General features: G+C 40.7%; 30 protein-coding genes (1 of these 30 only partly in view). 17 read left to right on the forward strand and 13 right to left on the reverse strand.

What is annotated here, in order from left to right; translation table 11 throughout:
- Positions 1–409 carry the 3' portion of a phosphate ABC transporter ATP-binding protein PstB gene (pstB, locus tag CIT02_RS10350; RefSeq protein WP_292612214.1) on the forward strand. It extends 347 nt beyond the left edge of the window, so 409 of the gene's 756 nt are visible here — the last part of the coding sequence; its start codon lies beyond the left edge, outside the window; the stop codon is at positions 407–409.
- 51 nt (positions 410–460) lie between these two features.
- Positions 461–1,150, forward strand: a complete 690-nt coding sequence (phoU, locus tag CIT02_RS10355) for a phosphate signaling complex protein PhoU (RefSeq protein WP_292612216.1) — start codon at positions 461–463, stop codon at positions 1,148–1,150.
- Between the two features lie 228 nt (positions 1,151–1,378).
- On the opposite strand, the gene CIT02_RS10360 is transcribed toward phoU, so the two are convergent.
- The 7 genes from CIT02_RS10360 to porC all read right to left on the reverse strand — a co-directional run bounded on the left by CIT02_RS10360 (position 1,379) and on the right by porC (position 6,315).
- A complete protein-coding gene (locus tag CIT02_RS10360) occupies positions 1,379–2,221 on the reverse strand; it encodes a fumarate hydratase (RefSeq protein ID WP_292612218.1) in 843 nt (280 codons plus the stop codon).
- Positions 2,222–2,574: 353 nt separating this feature from the next.
- Positions 2,575–3,003, reverse strand: a complete 429-nt coding sequence (locus tag CIT02_RS10365) for a 4Fe-4S dicluster domain-containing protein (RefSeq protein ID WP_292612220.1) — start codon at positions 3,001–3,003, stop codon at positions 2,575–2,577.
- Positions 3,004–3,005: 2 nt separating this feature from the next.
- Complete coding sequence (locus CIT02_RS10370) at positions 3,006–3,509, reverse strand: 4Fe-4S dicluster domain-containing protein (RefSeq protein WP_292612222.1); 504 nt, start codon at positions 3,507–3,509, stop codon at positions 3,006–3,008.
- A gap of 11 nt (positions 3,510–3,520) precedes the next feature.
- Positions 3,521–4,384, reverse strand: coding sequence for a pyruvate synthase subunit PorB (gene porB / locus CIT02_RS10375; RefSeq protein WP_292612224.1), 864 nt, complete (start codon positions 4,382–4,384; stop codon positions 3,521–3,523).
- Complete coding sequence (porA, locus tag CIT02_RS10380) at positions 4,385–5,533, reverse strand: pyruvate synthase subunit PorA (RefSeq protein WP_292612225.1); 1,149 nt, start codon at positions 5,531–5,533, stop codon at positions 4,385–4,387. It lies immediately after the preceding gene.
- A gap of 1 nt (position 5,534) precedes the next feature.
- Positions 5,535–5,777 (reverse strand): pyruvate synthase subunit PorD, encoded by a 243-nt coding sequence (porD, locus tag CIT02_RS10385; RefSeq protein ID WP_048072341.1) that lies wholly within the window; start codon positions 5,775–5,777, stop codon positions 5,535–5,537.
- Positions 5,778–5,790: 13 nt separating this feature from the next.
- Positions 5,791–6,315: a pyruvate synthase subunit PorC gene (gene porC, locus CIT02_RS10390; protein ID WP_292612229.1), complete on the reverse strand. Its 525-nt coding sequence runs from the start codon at positions 6,313–6,315 to the stop codon at positions 5,791–5,793.
- 334 nt (positions 6,316–6,649) lie between these two features.
- Between porC and CIT02_RS10395 the strand changes: the two genes are divergently transcribed.
- The 7 genes from CIT02_RS10395 (at position 6,650) to CIT02_RS10425 (ending at position 13,469) form a co-directional block, all read left to right on the forward strand.
- Positions 6,650–8,224, forward strand: a complete 1,575-nt coding sequence (locus CIT02_RS10395; protein ID WP_292612231.1) for a dihydropteroate synthase-like protein — start codon at positions 6,650–6,652, stop codon at positions 8,222–8,224.
- A gap of 140 nt (positions 8,225–8,364) precedes the next feature.
- Positions 8,365–9,288 carry a TIGR00269 family protein gene (locus CIT02_RS10400; RefSeq protein WP_292612233.1) on the forward strand — a complete coding sequence of 308 codons (924 nt, stop codon included), beginning with the start codon at positions 8,365–8,367 and terminating at the stop codon, positions 9,286–9,288.
- Between the two features lie 222 nt (positions 9,289–9,510).
- Positions 9,511–9,711, forward strand: a complete 201-nt coding sequence (locus CIT02_RS10405; protein ID WP_292612235.1) for a MoaD/ThiS family protein — start codon at positions 9,511–9,513, stop codon at positions 9,709–9,711.
- 122 nt (positions 9,712–9,833) lie between these two features.
- The gene (locus tag CIT02_RS10410; RefSeq protein ID WP_292612237.1) at positions 9,834–10,856 is read left to right on the forward strand and encodes a site-2 protease family protein; all 1,023 of its coding nucleotides are present in this window, start codon (positions 9,834–9,836) and stop codon (positions 10,854–10,856) included.
- 341 nt (positions 10,857–11,197) lie between these two features.
- Positions 11,198–12,061 carry a DUF89 domain-containing protein gene (locus CIT02_RS10415; RefSeq protein ID WP_292612239.1) on the forward strand — a complete coding sequence of 288 codons (864 nt, stop codon included), beginning with the start codon at positions 11,198–11,200 and terminating at the stop codon, positions 12,059–12,061.
- A 228-nt stretch (positions 12,062–12,289) separates the two neighbouring features.
- Complete coding sequence (locus CIT02_RS10420) at positions 12,290–12,694, forward strand: thioredoxin family protein (RefSeq protein WP_292612242.1); 405 nt, start codon at positions 12,290–12,292, stop codon at positions 12,692–12,694.
- Positions 12,695–12,845: 151 nt separating this feature from the next.
- Positions 12,846–13,469 carry a cytochrome c biogenesis CcdA family protein gene (locus tag CIT02_RS10425; protein ID WP_292612244.1) on the forward strand — a complete coding sequence of 208 codons (624 nt, stop codon included), beginning with the start codon at positions 12,846–12,848 and terminating at the stop codon, positions 13,467–13,469.
- A gap of 52 nt (positions 13,470–13,521) precedes the next feature.
- On the opposite strand, the gene CIT02_RS10430 is transcribed toward CIT02_RS10425, so the two are convergent.
- Positions 13,522–13,887, reverse strand: coding sequence for a DUF5518 domain-containing protein (locus tag CIT02_RS10430; protein ID WP_292612246.1), 366 nt, complete (start codon positions 13,885–13,887; stop codon positions 13,522–13,524).
- A 473-nt stretch (positions 13,888–14,360) separates the two neighbouring features.
- On the opposite strand from CIT02_RS10430, the gene CIT02_RS10435 reads away from it, so the two are divergent.
- The 4 genes from CIT02_RS10435 to CIT02_RS10450 all read left to right on the forward strand — a co-directional run bounded on the left by CIT02_RS10435 (position 14,361) and on the right by CIT02_RS10450 (position 16,480).
- A complete protein-coding gene (locus CIT02_RS10435; protein WP_292612249.1) occupies positions 14,361–14,735 on the forward strand; it encodes a hypothetical protein in 375 nt (124 codons plus the stop codon).
- Between the two features lie 21 nt (positions 14,736–14,756).
- Positions 14,757–15,119, forward strand: coding sequence for a hypothetical protein (locus tag CIT02_RS10440; protein ID WP_292612251.1), 363 nt, complete (start codon positions 14,757–14,759; stop codon positions 15,117–15,119).
- Between the two features lie 176 nt (positions 15,120–15,295).
- Complete coding sequence (locus CIT02_RS10445) at positions 15,296–16,177, forward strand: NAD(P)-dependent oxidoreductase (protein ID WP_292612253.1); 882 nt, start codon at positions 15,296–15,298, stop codon at positions 16,175–16,177.
- Between the two features lie 81 nt (positions 16,178–16,258).
- Entirely contained in the window at positions 16,259–16,480 is a 222-nt protein-coding gene (locus CIT02_RS10450) for a hypothetical protein (RefSeq protein WP_292612255.1), read from the forward strand.
- Between the two features lie 156 nt (positions 16,481–16,636).
- Here CIT02_RS10450 and CIT02_RS10455 read toward each other — a convergent pair whose 3' ends face one another.
- Positions 16,637–17,926 carry a cytidyltransferase gene (locus CIT02_RS10455; RefSeq protein ID WP_292612257.1) on the reverse strand — a complete coding sequence of 430 codons (1,290 nt, stop codon included), beginning with the start codon at positions 17,924–17,926 and terminating at the stop codon, positions 16,637–16,639.
- Between the two features lie 308 nt (positions 17,927–18,234).
- On the opposite strand from CIT02_RS10455, the gene CIT02_RS10460 reads away from it, so the two are divergent.
- Complete coding sequence (locus CIT02_RS10460; protein ID WP_292612259.1) at positions 18,235–18,843, forward strand: nucleotidyltransferase domain-containing protein; 609 nt, start codon at positions 18,235–18,237, stop codon at positions 18,841–18,843.
- Between the two features lie 165 nt (positions 18,844–19,008).
- On the forward strand, positions 19,009–19,329 hold the full coding sequence (locus CIT02_RS10465) for a hypothetical protein (RefSeq protein WP_292612261.1): 321 nt from the start codon (positions 19,009–19,011) through the stop codon (positions 19,327–19,329).
- Between the two features lie 54 nt (positions 19,330–19,383).
- Here CIT02_RS10465 and CIT02_RS10470 read toward each other — a convergent pair whose 3' ends face one another.
- Positions 19,384–19,734 (reverse strand): DUF5518 domain-containing protein, encoded by a 351-nt coding sequence (locus tag CIT02_RS10470; RefSeq protein WP_292612263.1) that lies wholly within the window; start codon positions 19,732–19,734, stop codon positions 19,384–19,386.
- A gap of 49 nt (positions 19,735–19,783) precedes the next feature.
- The gene (locus CIT02_RS10475; RefSeq protein ID WP_292612266.1) at positions 19,784–20,134 is read right to left on the reverse strand and encodes a DUF5518 domain-containing protein; all 351 of its coding nucleotides are present in this window, start codon (positions 20,132–20,134) and stop codon (positions 19,784–19,786) included.
- 128 nt (positions 20,135–20,262) lie between these two features.
- On the opposite strand from CIT02_RS10475, the gene CIT02_RS10480 reads away from it, so the two are divergent.
- A complete protein-coding gene (locus CIT02_RS10480) occupies positions 20,263–20,787 on the forward strand; it encodes a GNAT family N-acetyltransferase (protein ID WP_292612268.1) in 525 nt (174 codons plus the stop codon).
- On the opposite strand, the gene CIT02_RS10485 is transcribed toward CIT02_RS10480, so the two are convergent.
- Positions 20,771–20,926, reverse strand: a complete 156-nt coding sequence (locus CIT02_RS10485; RefSeq protein WP_292612270.1) for a hypothetical protein — start codon at positions 20,924–20,926, stop codon at positions 20,771–20,773. The two genes, CIT02_RS10480 and CIT02_RS10485, sit on opposite strands and share 17 nt — an antisense overlap.
- 205 nt (positions 20,927–21,131) lie before the next feature.
- On the reverse strand, positions 21,132–21,956 hold the full coding sequence (locus CIT02_RS10490) for a TrmB family transcriptional regulator (protein WP_292612272.1): 825 nt from the start codon (positions 21,954–21,956) through the stop codon (positions 21,132–21,134).
- Positions 21,957–22,169: 213 nt separating this feature from the next.
- Here CIT02_RS10490 and CIT02_RS10495 point away from each other — a divergent pair, with 213 nt between their 5' ends.
- Positions 22,170–23,600 carry an MFS transporter gene (locus tag CIT02_RS10495; protein WP_292612274.1) on the forward strand — a complete coding sequence of 477 codons (1,431 nt, stop codon included), beginning with the start codon at positions 22,170–22,172 and terminating at the stop codon, positions 23,598–23,600.
- Positions 23,601–23,743: the final 143 nt, after the last annotated feature.

Consider the following 23,743-nt stretch of genomic DNA (forward strand, 5'->3'; position numbering starts at 1 on the left):
CAAGGATGTTCTTGCTCAAAAGGTTGAAGAAAGCCTTAGAGGGGCAGCACTGTGGGATGAAGTGAAAAATATTCTGGATAAATCAGCCATGGGACTTTCGGGTGGTCAACAGCAGCGGCTGTGCATCGCCCGTACCATAGCAGTGGAGCCAGAGGTTATACTCATGGATGAGCCCTGTTCTGCACTGGATCCCATATCCACCACCAAGGTGGAGGATCTGATACACAAACTCAAGAACGACTTTACCATTATCATTGTAACCCACAACATGCAACAGGCTACCCGTGTATCCAAACACACTGCCTTCTTCCTCAACGGGGAGATTGTGGAAAGCGGGCTCACCGAGAAGATCTTCATTGAACCCGAGGATAAGAGAACAGAAGATTATATTACCGGTAGATTTGGATGAAGATAGGACTTATAATATTATTTACTAAATCTCAAATAGGTGGAAGATAGTATGGAGAGAAGATATCCCCGGATGAGGTTCCAGAAAAAACTGGATGATTTGAAGGAAAATGTTGATCAAATGGGTCAAGCAACGTTAAAGGCTTACCGGGAAGCCTTCAGTACCTTTATAAATTACGATGCCGATCTGGTCAAAAGTGTTATGGAAACCAATATAAAGGTCCATGACATGGGTTACCAGATAGAACACGATGCCATGAGTATTATTGCCGCTGAACAACCAGTTGCCGGTGATTTAAGATTTATTGAAACCAGTATTAAGGTTTCAAGTCACTTAAAACGAATTTCTGGTTTGGCCTCCAATATTGCGGATATTGCCCGCCATATCAAGGATGAAGAGATCCCGGAAAAACCCCTCTTTGATCTGCAGCGCATGGCTGATATAGTGGATGGGATGGTTAGTAAGAGTATGGCTGCATTTTTAGCCAAGAACATGAATGTAGCCCGTGAACTACACCGGGACGATGATAAGGTGGATGATCTATTCGATCACGCCCTTAAGGACATTACCAAGAGCATGTTCCAGGACAAAGAATCCATATCCTACCTCATCTACCTGCTGTTCCTGGCCAGATTCCTGGAGAGAATTGCCGACCGTGCAGAAAACATTGGAGATAGAACCATCTTCATGATCACCTGTGAAAAAGATCAGTTTGCCATTGGAAAGAAACCAGAAGGGTAGGTTTAAGGTTTTTTAACACAAGACCATTTTAATGGTCTTTATTCTTATTTTTTGATTAAATTAGGAAACAGTTTTTTTTGGAACTTTGTTTTGGAACTTTTTTGGAACTTTGGAACTGAAAATTAAAGAACATTCAGGGGTAGGTTGGAAGAGTATTATCTTCCGTTTAATTATTTATAAAAAAAAGTGGAATCCAGAGAATAACGGTATTTTTATTCTGTTTAATATTTATTCTGTTTTTAAAGTTCCAGTCGCCCTGCGGGCAGCCCAGCACTGTATACAAACTCCTATGGGAAGACCGGCAGTGTGGGTGTCTGCGTATTCTATTTTAACATCCAGGGCGGTGGTTTTACCCCCTAAACCCATGGGGCCGATTCCCGTGGCATTAACCATTTCCAACATTTCTCTCTCCAAGTGGGCCATTCTCTCCTCGGGGTGGTGCTCTCCAACTTTCCGGAGAAGGGCTTTCTTGGCCAGTTTCAAGGCCATATCCGATGATCCACCAATTCCCACTCCTACCACGATGGGGGGGCACGGTTTTCCTCCGGCTGAGAGCACGGTGTCCAGGACAAACTGCTTAATTCCTTCCTCCCCTTCACCCGGGAGGGCCATTTTAAGGGCATTGTTGTTCTCGGAACCGAAACCCTTGGGGAAAATGGTAATTTCCAGTTCATCATTATCCACCAGTTCCAGGTCAATCAGGGGAATGAAACGGCCACTGTTGTTCCCGGTGTTCTGTCGGGTGAGTGGATCCACCACATTGGGGCGTAAGGGCACCTCACCAGTGGCTCTTTGCACACCCTTAACAATACCTTCCTTCAAATTTTCCACTTCCACCTTGCCCATCTTAACAAATACAATGGGGAGGCCGGTATCCTGGCAGAGGGGAATATTCATTTCTTCCGCGGCCTTTATATTATCTAAAATAGCTTTTAAATTTAAAAGAGCAGTCTCATCATCTTCAATTTTGAATGCATGTTCCAGGGCATTCTTAACATCTTCAGGGAGTTTTATAACCGCTTCCTTATATAATCGGCAAATTTCTTCTTCTACCCTCTCTTGACTAATCATAGAATCTAGTTTAATCCCCACCCTTATTTAAATTTAGTTCTACCTCAGTTGGAAAGGGAAGGTATGGTGGGATCATCCCTTATTCTTAACCGTTGACTTAATTTAAAACCAAGAAAAAACCCTGGAAAAATTGTGTATCAATCCAATTTCAGTAGTGGATCCAAGTGCGAGCACTGGCAAAAAATAAAGCCCGAATTAATGGGGTTAAAATAATCAGTGAAAATAAATTGAGTAAAAATAAATCAGCAAATCAGAAACAGTAATGAGAGGAATAAAGTAAGTAAAAATAAACTACAAATCAAAAAAACAGTAAAAAATGGGAATAAATAGAGGAAGGGAGGATGATGATCAGATTATTTCATGATCATCTTAACTCTTTCCAATTCTTTAGCTATACGGTCCCGTTTATCCGCCAGGATATCTTCAGAACTCATTTTAAGAGCATCTTTAGGACACACGGAAACACAGAGTGGTTCATCCCGTTCAAAGCACAGGTCACATTTGGTGGCAATTCCACATTCATTTAGATTGATGGCACCTATTGGACAGGCATCCCGGCACAGTCCACAGCCAATACATTCCTCTTCATGGATTATAACCGCTCCATTGACCTTTTCGATTGCTCCCTCTGGACAGATGGTCATGCAGGGGGCGCGTTCTTCAGCACAGTGCAAACAGTAAACTGGCACGCCACTGATCACTCTTATAGCGTTTTTAGGACATATGCGTTCGCATTTCCCGCATTCATCACAGAGTTCTGGTTGGGAGATAAGTTCTTTCATTGCTAGGCCTCCTTATCCAGGGCCTTTTTAGCCCGTGTGCTGGCGGTCATAATGTTAATGAGATCAGAACTTTTCTTACTCTTTTTACCGATACCCGTGATTTTTTCGATGTGTTTGCGCTGCTTTTCAGCCTGCAACTTATCAGTGTCCACCTTGGCTATGGCCCGTTTGGAACAGGCTTTCACACAGGCCGGGGTGTCCAGATCAGGGCACTGGTTACATTTATGGGATTTTCGTTCGTGTATGGTCGCCGCACCAAAGGGGCAAACCATCATACACAGTCCGCAGCCAATACATCTTTCCGGGTCCACTCCTTCTTCACCCATGGCTTCGGTAGGGCAGATCAACTGGCAGGGTGCATCTTCACAGTGCTGACAGATAATGGGATAAAATGATCCCTCCACTTCCCTTACCAGGATCCCGGAAGTTCCGTGGAGCCGGGCACATGCCTCCTGACAGTCCAAACACCCATCACAGAGGTCGGACTGGATAATTATTTTTTCCAAGGCTAAGCCTCCTATATTTTGAGTTCACTGCAGATGGCATCCACATTTTTCTGGATACGTTCTCTTTCTAATTCAGTAAGATGTTTGAAACGTTTTTGAGCCTGTAAGTATTCATCCACCATTTTACGTTGCAGTGGTCGGTAGGTGACACGGAAGTCTCCATCCTCGATTTCATAGAGTATCCATGAACCGGTTTCCACAGCCAGACGTCCCAGGTCAATGGTCTTGGAGGGGCTGAAACCCCAACCAGTGGTACAGGGCTGGTGTAAGTGAATGTAAGCCGGACCATCTACTTCTCGGGCCTTCTGAACCTTTTTCATGAAGTCTTCCGGGTAGGATATGCTGGCGGTGGCTACGTAGGGTACACCGTGGGCCGCCATGATCATGGGTATGTTCTTTTTGGGTTTGTCCTCACCAAAACTTTCCTTACCATGGGGGCTGGTGGTGGTGGATGCACCGTAAGGGGTGGCTCCACTTCTCTGCACACCGGTGTTCATGTAGGCTTCGTTATCGTAACAGATGTAGATCAGGTTGTGACCCCTTTCCATGGCTCCGGACAGTGCTTGCAGTCCTATGTCTGCTGTTCCTCCGTCACCAGCAAATGCCACTACTTGGGCATCTTTTCCCTGTGATTTTAAGGCCCTTTCCACTCCAGATGCAACTGCAGCTGCGTTTTCAAAGGCCACGTGTATCCAGGGGATTTCCCAGGCAGTTTCCGGGTAAGGGGTGGTGATAACCTCCAGACAGCCAGTGGCGGAAATAGCTACCGTGTTTTTGCCCAGTGCCTTCAGGGCCAGCCTAACACCTACGGTAGCTCCACAACCGGCACATCCTCGGTGTCCAGGGGCCAGGAATTCTTTTTCACTGATTTCCATTTAGACTTCCTCCTTTTTGAGTCCGATCCATTCCACCTCTCCGGTGGGGTTTTTAGTTTTTTCAATGATTTCCCTGAGGAATGAAGGGGTTATATCTCTTCCTCCCAGTCCAGCTATAAATCCATGGGCGTCGGCATTGGTGGTGGCTCGGATGTTGTTGTAGAGCACTCCTCCCATTCCAAATGAGATGTTTTTATCTATCACTGCCACTTTGGAAGCTTTTTCCAGGACTTCTTTAATTTCTTCAGTGGGGAAGGGACGGAACACCCTGATTTTCAGGAGTCCAACTTTTTCTCCTTCTTCTCTTAAATCATCGATAACATCTTTAATGGTTCCACAGAGTGAACCCATGGCTACCATGATGATTTCGGCGTCATCACAGCGGTAAGTTTCAACGAGATCATATTCCCGGCCGAACACTTCTTTAAATTCCTGGTTGGCCTTGCTTATGACACTCTTGGATTTTTCCATGGCTGCTTCTATGGCGTAACGGGCTTCCATGTAGTAGTCCGGGTCAGTGAAGGTTCCAATGGACATGGGGTTTTCCGGGTCCAGGAAAGCGTAGGGTTTGTAGGGTGGTAAGAACTGGTCCACCTCTTCCTGGCTGGGCACATCCAGTGGTTCCACAGTGTGGGTCAGGAAGTATCCATCGATACAGACCATGCAGGGTAGTAAAACTTCTGGGTCTTCGGCCACTCGGTAGGCTATTAAAACCGCGTCCAGGGCTTCCTGTGCGTTTTCTGCGTATATTTGCAGCCATCCTGAGTCACGTTCAGATATTGAATCCTGTTGATCGTTCCATATACTCAGTGGTGCAGATAGTGCTCGGTTTGCATCCACCAGTACAATGGGGCTCCGCATACCAGCCGCAGCAAACAGTATTTCGTGCATCAGGGCCAGGCCCTGGGATGAGGTTGCACTGAAAACTCGGACACCAGCTCCGGAAGCACCTAAAGCAGCACTTATTGCGCTGTGTTCAGATTCCACACGGATGTATTCGGCTTTCAGGTCTCCGTCGGCCACAAACTGGGCCAGATATTCGGAAATGGTTGTTTGGGGTGTTATGGGATAAACAGGAACTACGTCTGGTTTAGCCATTTTAACGGCTTCGGCCACGGCTCGGTTGGAAGAATAAACTTTTTGAACCATTTTATCCTCTCTCCATTTTTATTGCTTTAACTGGGCATTCTTCGGCGCAGATGCCACAGCCCTTACAGTAATCGTAATCTATATCGTAATCCTGGTTTATACATCCTTCCGGACAGAAAAGAACACAGTTGCCGCAGTCAATACATTTTTCTTTATCCAGAATGGGCTTGAAGGTTCTCCAGCTTCCGGTTTTGTTGTTTCGGGTGCTTCCAGGTTCTTTAACACATGCTCCAGTAGATACCATTAGATCACCTTTTTTACTCCACCTTTTCGAAGGCAATTTTCGCTGCTTCAGCGTTCTTTTCCCCAATTGGACCAGGGAAAGTTTCTTTGGTTATTTTGATGATTGAGTCCAGGGAAACTCCACCAACCACCTTGGCGAATGCTCCCAGCATCACGGTGTTTACAATGGGAACTCCCAGTGTTTCCAGGGCAATTCCGGTGGCATCGATGGTGTGCACCTCTGCACCACTCAATTTTAAATCTTCTTTGGTATTTATTATTACTTTACCTCCTTCTTTAAGGCCAGATAATACATCTACGGCCTCCAGGAGGGTTTCATCCAGTACCAGTACATGGTCCGGGTTATAAACTTGATATCTTCTTCTTATGGGCTTGTCATTTATTCTAGAAAAAGCCATAACTGGTGCGCCTTTTCGCTCAGCACCGAAAAATGGGAATGCTTGACAGTATTTTCCGTCTTCAAATGCTGCTCTTGCCAGTATCTCTGCGGCAGTGACTGCTCCTTGACCACCGCGTCCGTGAAAGCGAATTTCGATCATCTATTTACCTCCATTCCTCATAGTTAATCATTATAAATTTACAATATATATACATGTTGGGTACCCCCACCATGTAAAACTCTTAATGGAATAAAATGGTCTTTAATGACATTATAACGCTTATTATAATGTTTTAATTGATCACGCTCAAAAATCTCTTTTTATTTAATAAATGGGGTGCAGAAAGAAAGTAAATTCAATGGATTTCCCACTTGATTTTAGGCAGATCATCTTCCCATTACCTTTTCATCTTTATATATTTTTAAGTTCTATGAAACATATAGAAATTACTTCTAAAGGGATTACTTTCCTGAAAGAAAGGTGGTAATAGATCATGAACATACTGATAATCACCGGCGAACTGGCCAGTAAACTGGTAAAAGATGCAGCTTCAAAATCAGATCATAACGTGCAGGTACACGTGGTTAAAACACCCATAGCTGCATTTTTAACCCCTAAAAAGATCATAGGGGAGCTTCGCACATTACCTCACGGAAAATTAGAATCAGTGGAAATGATCATTACCCCTGGACTTATACGCAAGGATGTAAGTCCCATTAAGGATGAATTGGGGATATCTGCTTACAAGGGTTCCACTGATGCGGCTGACCTGGACATCGTCCTGGAAATGGTGGATAAACTGGACCTATCCCCTAAGAAATCTGCAGATAAACTCATCGAGGAAGAACAGAGGAAACGAGCCCTGAAATACATTGAAGATTTTGAGGGTAACCGGGAAAACACTAAAAAACTCCTCCAGAAACCGGAAAACATCCGGGTTGGTGACCTTCCGGTGGGTGAAGACTTCCCCATGAGGGTGCTGGCGGAAATTGCCAATGCGCCCCTTTTAAGCCCGGAAGAACTCTTAAAAAAGGCAGAATACTTTGTCAAATCCGGGGCCAACATGGTGGACATTGGAATGATCGCCGGGGAAAACATGTCCTCCCGGATACCAGCCATGGTCCAGCTTCTCCAGGAAAATCTGGAGGTACCGGTGAGCATAGACACCCTGCAGAGTGAGGAGCTCCTGGTGGCTGTGGATGCCGGGGTGGATATGGTGTTAAGCCTGGACCACGGGAATTACTCCGAGGTTTTACCTGCCCTCCAGAGGGCCAAGATCCCGGCAGTTATCCTGCCCACGGATTACCGGAGGGGTTGGGTCCCGGAAACCATAGACGAACGGGTAAACTCGTTGATGGATTTAAAAGAAAAGTGTAAAGGTATAGAGGTCATCGCCGACCCCATACTGGACCCGGTAAACAGCAAGAGCATGGTCGATTCGATTATTGCCTGCCGCAAATTCCAGGAAACAGTCACTGAAAAGTGTCCGGTTTTCTTTGGTATCGGAAACGTTACCGAACTGATGGATGTGGATTCTGTGGGGGTTAACGCGTTACTGGCAGGGATATCCATGGAACTGGGATCCAGCATTCTCTTCACCCCGGAAGAGAGTGGTAAAACCAGGGGAAGTGTGAAAGAACTGGCAGTTTCCGCCAAGATGATGTTCCTCTCCAAGATGAGGGGTTCCATACCCAAGGACCTGGGGATAAACCTCCTGGTCTTCAAGGACAAGCGCCGGGGAGAATCAATCCAGGAAGAAGTGGATGTACCGGAGGTAACTGTCAGTGCAGAGTATAAATTCAAGCAGGACCCCCGGGGTAGCTTTAAAATCAGCCTGCAGGAGGGAAGCATAATGGTGGTTCATTACCCGAAGATGCAACCCACCCTGGCCCTCTACGGGCAGACTGCCTGGGAGATATACCAGGAAATAATAAACCGAGACCTAGTCTCCAGGATGGAACACGCAGCCTACCTGGGACAGGAACTACAAAAAGCAGAAGACGCCCTTAAACTGGGTAAAAACTATGTCCAGGACTTCCCCCTGTTTGAAAAGTTCATGGAGTACTGAGAAATCATTTATAATCAAAAAAAAGATCATGAATAATCATGAGATCCTAATTAATTTTTACAATTCAAAATAAACCTAACCTAAAATGAAGAAATGATTAAGGTAATGGGTGTTCTACCCAACCAAGGAGTAAAATATCAATGGAAGTATGTGATAAATGCGGTAACCCCCGGATCATCATCAAAAGAAAGCAATCCGGACAGATACTCTGCCAGGAATGTTTCATAAGACTGACCCAGGACAAAGTCCTGAGGGACATCCGCCGGCAAAACCTGGTTGACAAGGGCGATAAGGTTTTAGTTGCCTTATCCGGGGGAAAAGATAGTGTAATGGTTCTGGACATCTTGAACAATCTCCGGGAAAGGAGAATAATTGACCTGGTGGCAGTAACCATTGACGAGGGTATCTGTGGCTACCGGGAGGAAGGAGTGGACATTGCCCGGAAAAACGCAGAACTATGGGGAGTTGAACACCGGGTGGTCTCCTTTAAAGACTACGTGGGCCGCACCTTAAATGAAATAATGGTCGATTCAACTGACCGGAATGCCTGCACCTACTGTGGAGTCTTCCGCCGCTGGATCCTGAACCAGGTGGCCCGGGAAGAAGGAGCCACCAAAATAGCCACCGGACACAACCTGGATGACGAGGCCCAGTCCATACTCATGAACTACATGGAGGGAAACATACAGAACCTCACCCGCATTGGAATCAAATCGGAATCCAGTTACGAGGGATTCACCGTCAAGATCAAACCCCTCCGGGAGATCCCAGAGAAGGAAACCGCCCTCTACGTGGTGGCCCGGGACCTACCCGTCCACCTGGCTGGCTGTCCCTATGCCGGGGATTCCTTCCGGGCCAAGATAAGGGACTTCCTCAAGGAAATCAGCCTGGACCATCCCACCATAATGTACTCCACCCTGCGGGGTTTTGATAAGATAAAACCCGTCCTTAAAAAGGAGTTTTCCCGGAAAAACCACACTGGAGAATGCACTGAATGCGGAGAACCTGCATCCGGCAAACTCTGCAAAGCCTGCAGCTTCCGTAAGATGTGGGAGAAAAAATAGAGTTAAGTAACACTCCTAAACTGGGAAAATAACTTCAATATTAACATACAAGAAATTAGCTCAATAGAAAACTAGGTTATAAAATAATTAAAAAACCCAAGTTAAAAAATAAAAATAACCAGGTTAACCCATTAAAAAAACAAGTTCAAAATATGAAATAACCAGGTTAACCAATTTAAAAAATAGAATACTAATAAAAAAAACAATTGGAGATTTAAGATCATGGAAGTCACGGTTATCATCGGGGAAGATGAAAAGAAAATAGATGTTGAAGGAGATAAAACAGTAAAAGAACTTCTCCAAATGATGGAAATACCAGTAGAAACTGTGGTGGTTAAGAAAAACCAGTCCATAATAATCGAAGAAGAACTCGTGGAAAATGGGGACGTAATTGAAGTAATAAAGGTAATTTACGGGGGATAATCAGTATTCACTGAGTTTAACTGAATAATTTTACTAATTAATAATCAATTTACAATAATCTTAGAATTAAACGTAAAGTAATTTACAGTGTAATCCATGGAGATAACCCAGGAAGTGTATATGTGGATGACTTTCATCTAATTGAACAATCAATCTCCCACTATTTTCCAATAATCGGATTTTCCGATGGTAATGGTGGTAAGGAAGGGTCTTACTTTTTGGTGGGAGATTACAACCCCCACAGTTTCCAGGAATTGGTAAAAGAACTGGATGAACTGGGATTCGTTCCCTTTATAAGTCCAGAAGGTACTTATTATAAAATTAACATAGCCAAGAAACAGGAAAAAGGAAAATCACGGATACACATCAACGTGATTCTTCTCCTGGCCACCATTGGCACCACCCTCTTTGCCGGGTACTACCTGGGAGAGGGAGACATGTGGCAGGCAGTGGCCTTTGCCGTGGCCCTCCTGGGGATAATTGGAGCCCATGAACTGGCCCACTTTTTCGCCGCCCGAAAACACGGAGTGGATGCCACCTTACCCTACTTCATACCCGCACCAACCATAATCGGTACCTTCGGTGCCCTTATAAATATCAAATCCCCTATACCTAACCGCCGAGCATTGTTCGACCTGGGATACAGTGGTCCCCTGGCGGGTTTCATTGTGGCCATCCCGGTGCTCCTGATTGGCCTGAAACTTTCTATAGTAGCCACCAATCCCGAGGTCTCCATGGTTTTCGTACCACCACTCATTATGCAGCTGTTCACTTTCCTGGTGGCTCCCGCTGCCAACGAGGGGCAGGTGCTCCTCCTGCATCCCGTGGCCTTTGCCGGGTGGGTGGGGGTCCTGGTTACCATGCTAAACCTGATGCCCGTGGCTTTCCTGGACGGAGGACACATATCCCGATCCTTTTTCAGTCAAAAAATCCACTCCTTCGTGTCCATTGTGGGAATAATGATCACCGTAGTTCTGGGATGGTATTTAATGGCGGCCCTCATGGTTGTAATTTACTTCATGAACAAGGGACACCCCGGTGCACTGGACAATGTGGCCCCCATGGACCGGAACCGTAAAATAATGGCGGTGGTCATTGTGGCCGTGTTTATACTGTGCCTTTCACCCTACCCTTTCACCCAGTAGGGTGGAGAATTTAATTCTACAGGAGATTTATTCTACATGAGAATCCTTGGAACCCGGAAAAACTCAAGAATCTACCCTATAATACGGGGGAGTTTTTCTACAGTGGAAATAAGAATCTAAACAAGTTGAAAGTTATGTTAATTGAAGTTAAATTAGGAGCTAAATTAATTGAGAGTTAATTGGGTGTTAAATAATTGGAAGCTAAGTTGGAATTTAATTGAGAATTAAGTTGGGAATTTGATTAAGAGTCAAGTTGAAAGTTATTGAGAGTGCTACTAAATAGTCTGAATTAAATGAATTAAATTAATTAGAAAGACTAATTGACTAATTTAAGTGATATTATGAAAGTTCATTACGAATGCGCATCATGTTTTCTTCGCCAGTCCCGGGAAGCCCTGGACCTGGCCACAGATGATGAGGACCTGAAAATGCAGGTCACCGAAAAGATTAACCGTATACTCTGCCAGGAATTTAAGAAAGGGGCAGTTTCGAACCAGATAGGTACCAAGATTCACCGTACCATTAAACAGGAAACTGGAAATCCCGACCCTTACCATGAGCAGCGTGAAAAATCCGATGAAATTGCCCTCCAGTTCCTACCACAAGTGGAAAAGATACTGGAAAAAGACGGTTCCTTTAAAAACTATCTTAAAGCAGCCATAGCTGGAAATGTCCTTGATTTCGGAGCATTGGGCTTGAACTCGGACATTGAGGGCCTGGTCATGTCTACTGTAGAAAAAGACCTCTCGGTTGATCACTCCGCAGAACTGGAAGCTGAACTAAAAAAGGTTAAAAATGTCCTTTACCTGGCGGATAACGTTGGTGAAATAGTATTCGATAAATTACTCATTAAAAAACTTCAGGAATATGATGTGGAGGTCACCATGGCCCTGAAGGATGGGCCCATACTAAACGATGCCTGCCTGGTTGAAGCACGTAAAGTGGGTTTAGATGAAGTGGCCCGGCTCACCACCACTGGTACTGATTCAGTGGGAGTGTTGTATGCGGATCTTTCCCCGGAATTCAAACAGGAATTTTCACAGGCCGACCTGATTATATCTAAGGGTTTAGGTAACTATGAAGGCCTGGGGGAAATGGATCTGGGAACCAAACCTGTATTCTGCCTCCTGAATGCCAAGTGCCGACCAATAGCCCGGGATATTGGAGTGGAAGTGGGAGATAATGTGGTTTTGAAACTGAATTAACCGGCTGGGTTAATTTATTCCATTATTTTCCCTTCCAAACTGTATTTTTTTAACCTTAAACTCTTTTTAACCCTTAAAAACTCTATTTTATTTAAAACACTTCAAAAATATGAATTTAACCATAAAAACTATTTATCCTTATTTTCGTTTCCGTTGTAAGTAAATTGTAAATAAAAATATATTATGGTGAAACTCTCAGTTAGAACCATGAATAAATATCTGGTGGGGATGGTAATTATCGTGGCAGCACTCTTAGTGGTGGGACTGGTTATTTCTAATTCAACCAATAAAGAAGCAGAAAATAATTCGGACACTTTAAAATGGAATGATAATTTAGATCAGGCCATCCAGGAAGCGAAGGCTACAAATAAAACTGTATTTGTGGATCTTTATGCAGACTGGTGTACTTACTGTGATGAAATGGATAAAAACACCTTCACCTCCCCGGAGGTCAAGGAAAAACTGTCACAAAATTACGTACTGGTAAAGATAGACGTGGATAAAAATCCAGGACCCAGTTCAAAGTACCAGGCTTACAGTCTCCCTACCATGCTGATACTGGACTCCAATGGCAATGAAATAAAGAGAATAGTTGGATACCAGAGTCCAGAGAAGTTACTGAGCCAGATATAGTACGATTATAGTATGATAATAAGGTTTAATTTGGGAATAAAGGTAGAAGGACAGAATAAAGACAGGATAAAGATAGAATAAAGGCAAAATAAGGGCAAAATTAGTTTTTTACAAGAACACAATGTGATGGTCACGATATATAGGGGATAAAATGGAAACCGGTTATCTACTATCCTTTCTGGCAGGTATAGCATCCATAATATCACCCTGTGTCCTGCCACTCATACCAGTTGTGGTGGGTTTTTCCCTACTTAAACGAAAGAATACCGAGATAGTTGCCTTCAGTCTGGGATTTTTCCTCCTCTTTGCCATAATAACCATACTAACCGCCATTTTCACAGCCGCCATTAATTATTATCTTTTGTACTTTAGAATAGCCGCGGCATTCATCCTGGTTATAATTGGGGTCCTGTTTATTGTCAATAAAAGGCTGTTTAATATTTCCACACCCTCTATTTCCAATACACCTGATTCAGAGAAGGGAATAGTTGGATCTTTTCTAATGGGATTTTTAACCTGTCTGGCCTGGTCCCCCTGTTTCGGTCCTTACGTGGTGGCAGTAGCCACTTACAGTGCATCAACCGGAAACATAGGTTACAGTATAGTTAACATGGTTATCTTCGCCGGAGGATTTTCATTAACCATACTCCTTATGGCATTTTTAATGTCAAAAATAGATTTCAAAGGTATATTGAAATATTCCGATTGGATAAGGGTTATTTCGGGGGTTATAATTGCTCTGGCAGGAATATATATGCTTATAGGGTTTTTGTGAGATAAAGCTGATTACATTTCAGGAATGAGAGTATTTGCGAGATTTTCTACTTTTAATGATAACTCCTATAATGCCTCCTATGGAAGTGGTGATACCATAAACTGCTGCACGAATAATAAAAAACACTATTAACGACGCTGGTGATGGGCATAGTCCCATACTTAAACCAATAAAGGGTGATGGACACTAATCCTATAAAAAAAGTGCCAATTATTCCGGTAAGCATGCCTGCAGTTGCACCATACTTTAAAATATTTCCTCCGATATTGTAACCAACATATATTCCTGCTAGAAGAAAACCCATTAATATCGACAGTTCCCATGACTTAATTCCAATTATTCCGAAAATAAATTCAATAATGAAGCTAAATATTATTGTTAAAATAGAACCAACAATTACTGTTCCTCTTAAAAACATTTATTTACCCTCCAACTTTTCCAGAAGATTACTTATTGCAAATGTATGGTCGTTCAATGGATTTATGCAGAACTTGCTTTGATATTATGTTTGGGATATATCATATTACTATAAATCGTTTTGGTTTAATTTCGGTTTATCAGCAGGGTAAATCACGGATAATCCCTTAAAACTTTTAGATGCCCCAAATCTTTGAAGTTGTGATCCAAGTGCATCAAATTGATTTTGGAACTTATTTCCACCAAAAATTATATTTTTATCCCACTTGGAGCTCTAGAATGAACAATATGATTGACACAAGAAATCTTCAATCATTTGTTCAAAAGGTAACAGATCCTTTTAATGCTCACCAGAAAAAAATCGTAAATTTTAAGGCATCTTATTAAAAATATTGAAAATGAAGATATGGGGGGAGTCGATATTGAAAAGAATAGTTTTCCAATGGGAATAATAGCACTTCTTTTTTGAGTATAATGGTTTCTGGATGCACATCATCTAATGAAACCAAAGCATTTACCAACAATTATATGTCTTTTGATTATCCTGCAAGCTGGCAAATAAAAGATAGCGGACAAACCGTTAATGTAGTTCAAGGGGAATCTAATTCAATCAAAATAGTCCAATTCAATACCAAAAACGAATATCTCCAAGATATGAACGAATGGAAAACATTTACAGGCGTTTCAGGGGTTGAAACCGTTGGAACAAGTAACATAACCTACACAACTTTCACAACTAAAGACAAATACTATACGAAAAAATACTATTTCCAAAAAAACGGGAAATACTACGCAGTTAACGGTTTAGTATCTGATGAATTAGAAAATCTAGTTTCAAGTATAAAATAACATATCATGGGGGGTCTTATTTTGAAAAAAGAAGTAATTTCAGGGCTTATATCAATTTTGATAATTATGGTAATGATTTCAGGATGCATCTCATCATCCTCAGCCAAAACTTACAACGGAAGTCAAATGACTTTCCAGTACCCATCAGACTGCGAAGTTAAAGAAATAGGATCTGAAAATGGGACCTTCGTCAGGGTCAATAAAGACTCAAAAACTGAAGCAGCTGTCAGGATAATGGACAACCCAGCCGAAACAAAAAATGCTGTTGCGAGCTCATCAACATACAAAGGCCAAAAAACTATAGGCGGTGCTGTTTGTGACATATACAAGACTCCAGTGGAATATACAATTATTTCTTCCAAAAAAACGGGAAAAACATCTTAGTATTCAGTGGGGACCTTAGCACAGACACAGCAAAACAGATCATTGAAACAATCCAAGTAAAATAAAAAAATCTCAGAATTTGCGATTGTATGGTAGGAATATCACATGAAATAAATAATTTCAAACTAATATTCGGTACTAATGTGAGTAAAAAATGTAACGAATAAGTCGATAAAATGGCACAAAAAAATCAAATTAAACTAGGTTTCCTGGGATTCGGAGAAGTTGCATCAACCTTATCTGAAGGACTGCTGTTAAGGGGAGTGGAAGTTTCAACCTGTCTTGAGGGAAGAAGCCAGAGATCAGTGGAACTTGCAAAAACAAGTGGTATTAACCTATTTGACAGTTTAAGTGAGCTTGTTGAGTCATCTGATATTCTCTTATCTGCCGTGGTTCCTGCCGAAGCTGTCAGTGTGGCTAAAAAGGTAGGTGGAGGTTTTGAAGGAGTATACGTGGATTTGAATAATGTTTCTCCGGGTACAGTTAAAGAAGCTTTCCGCCATATCACTAATGGTAAAACCGTAGATGGGGCTATTATGGATGGTATAAAGAACGGTTTAGGGACTCCTATCATTGCCTCTGGCGAGTTTGCTGAAGACTTTGCTGAGCTCAACCAGTACGGTATGAATATTGAAGTAATTGGTCCCGAGCCTGGTCAGGCATCAGGGTTGAAGATGCTGCGCAGTGCCTACACCAAGGGTGTCTCCGCCCTACTCTTTGAAACCCTGTACCCTGCCTATAAAATGGGAGTAGACAAGGTTCTCCTGCGATACCTCAGCCAGACCGAGGGCCCCCATTTCAAGGATGCATCCATTTCCCGACTCAAAAGCAGTGCACTACACGCCCAGAGACGTGCCCAGGAAATGAGTGAGGTGCACCAGTTCCTGTCCCAGTATGAGGATCCAGTTATCACTCCGGCTACCATGGAGTTTTTCCACAACCTTCTGGATAAAATAGGGCAAATACCGGAAAAACCAGTGGATTATCGGGAAATATTTGACAAAATAGATAAAAAGGATGACCAGAAGGCCCGACTTTCAAAAGGTAGGAATAAATAAATAGAATTGTGCACATAAGTAGGTACACCAATTTAGAATAAATAACCCGGTTCTTAATGGAAAATTCAGAGGAGATTTCCTATGAATGGTGATCTACAGGCTGAAGAATGTCAGAAGGAACTTGACAAACTTAAAGGCCGAAAGGTGCTGGATAGCTGGTTTAAAACCTATGGAAACAATTGCTGGAGACTTTACATAGCCACCGACCGGGGTAAAATGGTGATGACCTTCTGTCCAGACTGGTCCTGCCCCGTGGTGGAACACCACGAAGCCCACCACGATGAGGAGAATCCCGGTGGTTAACTCTTTTTACTAATTTTCCTTATTATTGCTCAATTTTCCTCAATTTTTACTTATTTCACCATCGCAGTGACTTTATTCACAGTGACTTCCAGTTGTGGTTAGTCTCCAGGTGATTAGTCTCCCATTTAGTTTCTACTATCTTGATTAATCTCCAATTTATCCCACAATTAACCTGATTCTCCAGCCTCTCTTCCTCTTCACCAGTTCTCCCTCTAGTGGAATAATCTGGGAATCCACCAGTAAGCGCAGGTAAGTGGCCATCTTCCCGGGTAGTTTCAGTGGACTTTTAACCTTACCCTCTTTTGTTTTCAACTCACAGGCTAAAACACCCCGTTTATCCACGTAGAGGTATGCTTTTAATCCTTCCTCCAGCTTGGGAAGTTCAAAACTCCGCAGGTGAAGACCGGCATCAAAGGAGTATAATGGTTTATCCTTTGTCCGGGCACCGTTAAGGAACTTTTCATGGGCCTCGGAACTGGTTAAACCTGTTTCAACCATATTAGCCACAAACCAGTCCCTTTCAATAACCCGTTCCACAGTCTGGTCCGGGGGGATGATCCCCTGTTTCTCATAATCCTGAATTAGCTCGTAGATTTCTCTGCGTGTCACATCCTCCTCCACACAGCTCAAGGCCAGTCTGCTTAACACTGGACCGTAATCTGCCTGGCGCAGGGATGCCCACACCTGATTCTCGGCCTGGTACCATCTACCCTGAATGATATGCTCCACTGCCTCGGCATTCAAATGGGCAGTGTTTAAAAGATTATGGCGGGAGGTGGTGTTCAAACGTTTCAAGAGTACATCCATATTCCTGGTTTCAGGAACAGTACCCTTATCAATTTCCTCCTCCAGTATGCGTACCGTGGATTTGGGTAGCAGTCTTTTCACACTTCCCGGTATACGGAGATTGTTTTCCAGGATTTCGCTGCGTATCTGCCTGCCTGAAATCTTCTCTCCATTTACCTTACCTTCCGGTATGAAATGAAACTCCATTTTACGATTAAAACGCTGATACAAAAACTCGTTTACCGCATACCACCGAATAACATTCCTGTTAGGTAGATTACGGGGAATACCACTGAATATTCCTCTTCTAATGAATCTGGCAGCGTATTTTTTTATCTGGGCGGGGTTAACTTCTGCAGCGTCCACATAGTCAGTGACCCCATCCTGGATCATCATGGCTATCCTTATGGGGACGGTGTAGGACATGGTCAGCCGGTGGTGCAAACCTTCAATGGGCACTATCCGGTCAGCCCCGGCCTCCAGAGCCATCTTACTCCTTCCCTCGAAACTGACAAAGAAGGGGGCGTGATTGGCACTGTAACCTTTATTAAGGTAGATAACTACCTCATCACCTTTTTCATCAGCTATTTCCCTGGCCTTCCCAATAAGGGAAGCATGTCCCTTGTGAACTGGGTCAAAATCAGCGCTTATTCCTATCACTTAATATTACCTCTTTTTTTAATAAAAAACGTGTATATGGATTTTTAAGATTGAATTAATTTGTTTATTATGGCTTGTTATATTATTCTTGTTATTATCAAAATGTTTTTGGCCAATTAAATTATCTGTTGAGATCTTTATAAATAAGATCCCGAAAAATTTGACGATATGAAATGCATTTTTTTTGTTTTGGATGGTTATTCCTGTTGATTATAGCATTTTTACTATAACATTATAGTATATTTGATATAACATTATAGTAAGTTTGATATAATATTATATCATATTTACTATAACAGGAGTTTCTCATGAAAGACAATAAGATCGAAATAGTAAAAGATTTGGTAACATTAGGACAGGGGAGTAGCATTCGTCAAATAGCCAACAGAGTAAAAATACCCTATGCTAATGTTTATAAAATCATTAAGAAATTAGAGCTAGATGATCTAGTAACTCTTGAAAAGATTGGTTCTTCTTATAGATGTTCTCTAAATAAAAAAGTCCACCCTCTTATATTCCAAGCAGAATATGAGCGTACTAGAGATCTTCTTGAAAAAAATACTGATCTAAAAATTCTAAATAAAAAGTTATATAACCTAAATTTTCCATTTATTGCTTTAATTTTCGGATCTTACGCTAAAGGAACAGCATCCAAACATTCTGATATAGACTTGATGATAATCTCTGAAATAAATCGTGAGAAAGAATTTGAAAGGAAAATAAATTTGTTACCATTAAATATCCACTCTACGACACTATCTTTCGATCAGTTTATGAATATGGCTAAAACCAATGAGTTTAGCGTAGTTTCGGAATTATTGGATAGAAACATAATATTGATTGGGATAGAAGATTATTATAGGATGTTGGAGCATGTTAGACCCAGAACGAATAAAAATAGCGGAATCGAATTTTAGAAAAAATTTGAATGAAGGACTAATTAAAAAAGCAGTCCCTGAGGAGAATCTAATCGATGCTTTGCACGATAATGCTCTTGAAAGTTTAAATGTTGCTGATTTTCTAAATAAAGAAGATTTTTCTCCATTGTGGGTCATTGTTTCTTCTTACTATTCCATGTATATATGGCGAAAGCTGTTTTAATTTCAATTGGTTTTAAAGTAAGTGGTGAGGTTTCTCATCGCGTAACTGGCGATGCATTAATTGTTTTAGTGAGAGATAAATTAAAAAAACAGCTTCTTGAGGATCTTGAAGAAGCTAGAACTGAATTTGATGAAATAGATAATTTAACTGATGATATAATTGAACTTTATGATCTAGAACATAAAAAGAGGAATGATTCCCAATATGTCTTAGGGTATGAGGTAAAAGCCTCCAAAGCAGGAACCTCACTAGAAAGAGCTAAACAATTTGTTTATGAACTTGAAAAACTTATTATTGAGTAATGGATATCATTTTCTGAGTATAAAATAACTCAAAAGAGCCTAATTATAAATAAATTATATTTTATCCCTTATTATGGAGCCAAGGATTCCACCTACAGCATCTAAAATTGCTGAAGTAGCCGCAGCGAAAAGCGCAAACACAAAAATATAATATATTACATTAGGAAATGGTGGTAGATTAAAATCAATTGTAATAAAAATCAAAATTCCTAGTATAAATCCACCTATCAATCCGGTGATAATTCCATTTTTAGCTCCATTTTTATATCCATCGTTTACAAGATATCCCACAATTACCCCTGGAATAAACATACCTATAAAAGAACCATAATCAACCATTCCTAAAACAATTCCAAGTACCACAACTAAAGCTGCCCCTATAATACAATATTTCCAATTAATCATTTCTTTTTCATCCCTTTGATATAAATAAAAAAATATCAAAAATTATGTCTCAACCTATTTTATCCCGTATTAGGGACCCAATAATTCCACCTACAGCATCTAAAATTGCTGAAGTAGCCGCACCGGTAATCGCAAAGATGGAACAAACTACTACATTATGAAAAGGTGGTAGATTTAAATCAAGTGTAATAGCCGCCCAAATTCCCAGTATAAATCCACCTATCAATCCGGTAATAATTCCATTTTTAGCTCCATTTTTATATCCGTTGTTTACAAGATATCCCACAATAACCCCTGGAATAAACATACCTATAAAAGCACCATATTCAAACGTTTTTAAAACTATTCCAAGTACCACAACCAAAGCTGCCCCTATAATAATATATTTCCAATTGATCATCTCATTTTCAGCCCCATATTCTGTAAAATTGTTGTTATCATGGCTAAAAAACAGCCTCTAAGTCAAGCAGGTCTAAGGTTAATGTGTTTCAAATGTATTAAATAGTTGATGATTTTAAATACTATTTTATGTCAGAACAAGACATTCCTTATGAGGATTTGATTATCGTAAAATTATCCTCAAACCATGATCTTACAGGATTTAAATGTAGTGATGATGATCTTGACGAGTTTATCCATTTTGATGCACTGCCTCAACGGGATGATAGATTAAATCAAACCTATATTTGCAAGTATAAAGAAGAAATAATAGCCTTTTTCACAGTTTCTGCAGATTCGGTAAAAATTAACAGAAAAGATAAAAAAAGAATAGGGGTTAATTATCCAGCTTTCCCTGCTATTAAGATCGGTAGATTGGCTGTACATGAAGATTATAAAAGCAGGAATGTGGGCAGTACCTTAATCATGTATGTGATAGGTTTGGCGTTGAAATTAGGTGAAGAAGTTGGGGTGCGGTTTATTTCAGTAGATGCCTACCGGGGGGTAGAAAAGTTTTATGAAAAGAATTATTTTGTAGAATTAGCAGAATGTGAAGACGAACATCTGGCTATGTATACAGATTTTGAAAATTGGTTGCCTAGCGTTCGCTATTAGCTTTAATAGTTCTGTAAACTTTAAGGGATTCTTTCAAGAATTTCTTCTTTTCGGATGTTGCTGGTTTGTCCAGTTTTTGAACGAAACGATCTGCATCCTTCCCGGTTAAAGTTGGTGTTGCTGCAATTGCTTTAGCCATATTCTTCACTACCATTAACTATGGATTACCTAATATAAAAATCATATGATTTATAATCATTCTTATAAAAATACAATTGTAAGATATTGTTTAAATCAAATGAATGGTTCATTGATCTAACAATTCATCTGTAAAGTTACTTTTAGATATTCTTTGGATTTTTCTTTTAATTCTATTGAAAAAAATTAATGATCTATCTTCATTGTCACTCTTTTGCCAGTTGATGTGACATATCTTTTAAACCCAGTTTCATTAGGGTTATCAGAGACTTATTTTTGGTATTAAATGCACTTAAAGTATCTTGGGAAAAGGGCAGAACGTACATAATTTCAGAATCATCTATCATTAAAACCATCATATTTCTATATTCAAACATGGAAAGAGCTTCTTTATATTCGGTAAATTCTTCTGGATTGGTTATCTTGGAGGAATACATGTTAACTGCATTTTCTTCGCTGATAATTTGGAAATTACCTTCATAATCCCTGAAGAATTTTTTTATCTCTTGCTCGGTATTTTTTCCCTCAGAAAAAATAGTAATGTCGAATTTAAGTTTCTTTTTGCTTAAATTTTCAATATATTTCAGGTACTGAGAAGATGATATCATGAATACACTTTTAGTTGCGCTCTTAAGCATGTCCTTAATTTTATAGTCTATACTTTTTTCACCGTACACCTGAAATAATGCTTCTGAAGATTTTTCCACAAATTTTTCTTTATCCAGGGTGGAAAAAATCTTTTTAGCTTCTTTTTCCGCGTCTAAATGTGTTTTTAATAACATTTCAAGCCCAATCTCTGGGGGAATTGCCTGATATGCCATGGGCCTCGTATTAATGAGTACTACCAGTCCTTTTTCTTCCAGCATTCGCAGGCCTTCATAGGTGTTAGGTTTGGATAAACCTAAAATATTGATAAGTTCCTTAACTTCGGCATGGTCCATTATTGTCAGTGCTATGTATATTTTAGCCTCAGATTCAAGGAGGCCAAGTTCCATTAAGGATTTAGTAAGTTTTAGTGGAATTTTATCCATAATAATCTCCCGGTTAGCCATTGATGATAAGATCTGTTCTTATTAAATATATTTTATTCATCTATTTAAAAATGTTGTAATGTAATTTACAACTAAAACCAAAAGGTATATTAAATAAGATATTATAGTTAAGTTGTAATGTATTTTACAACTATTAATAAAATTATCTATAATTGCTTAAATTAAGTTTTTAGCCAATTATATGTGGATGAGATGGATAAAATGGGCGAATATACACTAAATGAAACAAAAAGTAAAAAAAGCATCGGAGAATCACCATTCTTTGTCATGATCGTGCTAGCATTAGGAGTTTTCATGACGGGGATTGATGCATATATCTTCATTCCGGCACTACCAACATTAACCAAAGATTTAAACACATCTTATGCAATGGTATCCTGGACATTGACCGTACTTATGTTATTTATGACTGCAATAATGCCTCTTGCCGGAAAATTATCGGATGTATTTGGTAGGAAAAAATTATACATTATTGGCGTAACCACCTTTATTATTGGGTCATTTACAGCCAGTTTTTCATGGAATATTTACGCATTAATCGCTTCCATGGGTATACAAGGTATTGGTGCAGGTATAGTTCTGCCTTCGGCATTATCTACCATGAATGATGCCGCTCATGCAGACCAAAGGGGAAAGACTATGGGCGTGTTAATGGCCATGTCATCACTGGCCATGATTATTGGGCCAAATATAGGAGGTTTCTTAATCCAGAATTTTGGTTGGAGAACTATCTTCTACGTTAATATTCCCATAGGAATTCTAGCAGCCATACTGGCACTTAAATTCAAAGAAAGCCATGGAGAAACAAATCCTCATATCGATTACCTGGGCTCACTGTTACTTATAGGAACAATTGCTACCATGCTATTGGCTCTTGTAAGAGTTCAAACACTACCATTAACAGATATAACTGTGTTTCCACTAGTTATAACCTCTATTGTGCTATTCGTATCCCTGATTTCATATGAAAAGCGCGTGTCAGAACCAATATTGGATATTCCTTTACTTAAAAGAGGTAAAATCCTTTCACTTAACCTAGCGATTTTATTAACCGGTCTGGCTACATTCACCGCATTTACTTATGTGCCCACATTTGCCCAGATGGCTTTGAATATGGATATACAGAATAGTGGCCTCCTGCTGACGCCTCTTTCAATAACCGTACTTATAACCAGTATATTGGGTGGTGTGCTTTTAGATAAGTTTGGTGCTAAACGTATGCTATTATTAGGGTCACCTTTTTTGAGTGCCGGACTTTTGGGGCTAACTTACTTTGTTACCGATTCAATTACCCTTTCAGTTTTCCTGGTATTGATAGGAGTAGGAATGGGTTTTACTACCAGTGCTTTTCAGGTTCTAATGATGTCTTTCATACCCCGAGATGAAGAAGGAACTGGTGTCGGTGTATTGAATACATTTAAAGGGATTGGAGGTACTATAGGGCCATTATCAGGTTCTTTCTTCTTGGGAGCTGCATTAAGTGGAGCAATTACATTTAGTCATGCATTCAGTAATTTATTCATGTTTGGAACAGTAGTTTCAGTCATTGCTATAATACTGCTGGTTATGGTAGTAGTAATGGATAGAACTGATGAATATGTAAGTAATGGTTCTGGATCATAGCTGGAAAATAAATTTCTGGCTTTTGATAAAAAAATATTTTTTTTTACTTTTTTTTACTTTTTAACTGTAGGGGAATACAAAGACAAGATTAATACCTTGTGATACCGGGAGCGGGAATGAAGGTTAAAGGGGTTTTTTTGAAT

Source organism: Methanobacterium sp. BAmetb5 (assembly GCF_003491305.1).
Lineage (GTDB): Archaea > Methanobacteriota > Methanobacteria > Methanobacteriales > Methanobacteriaceae > Methanobacterium.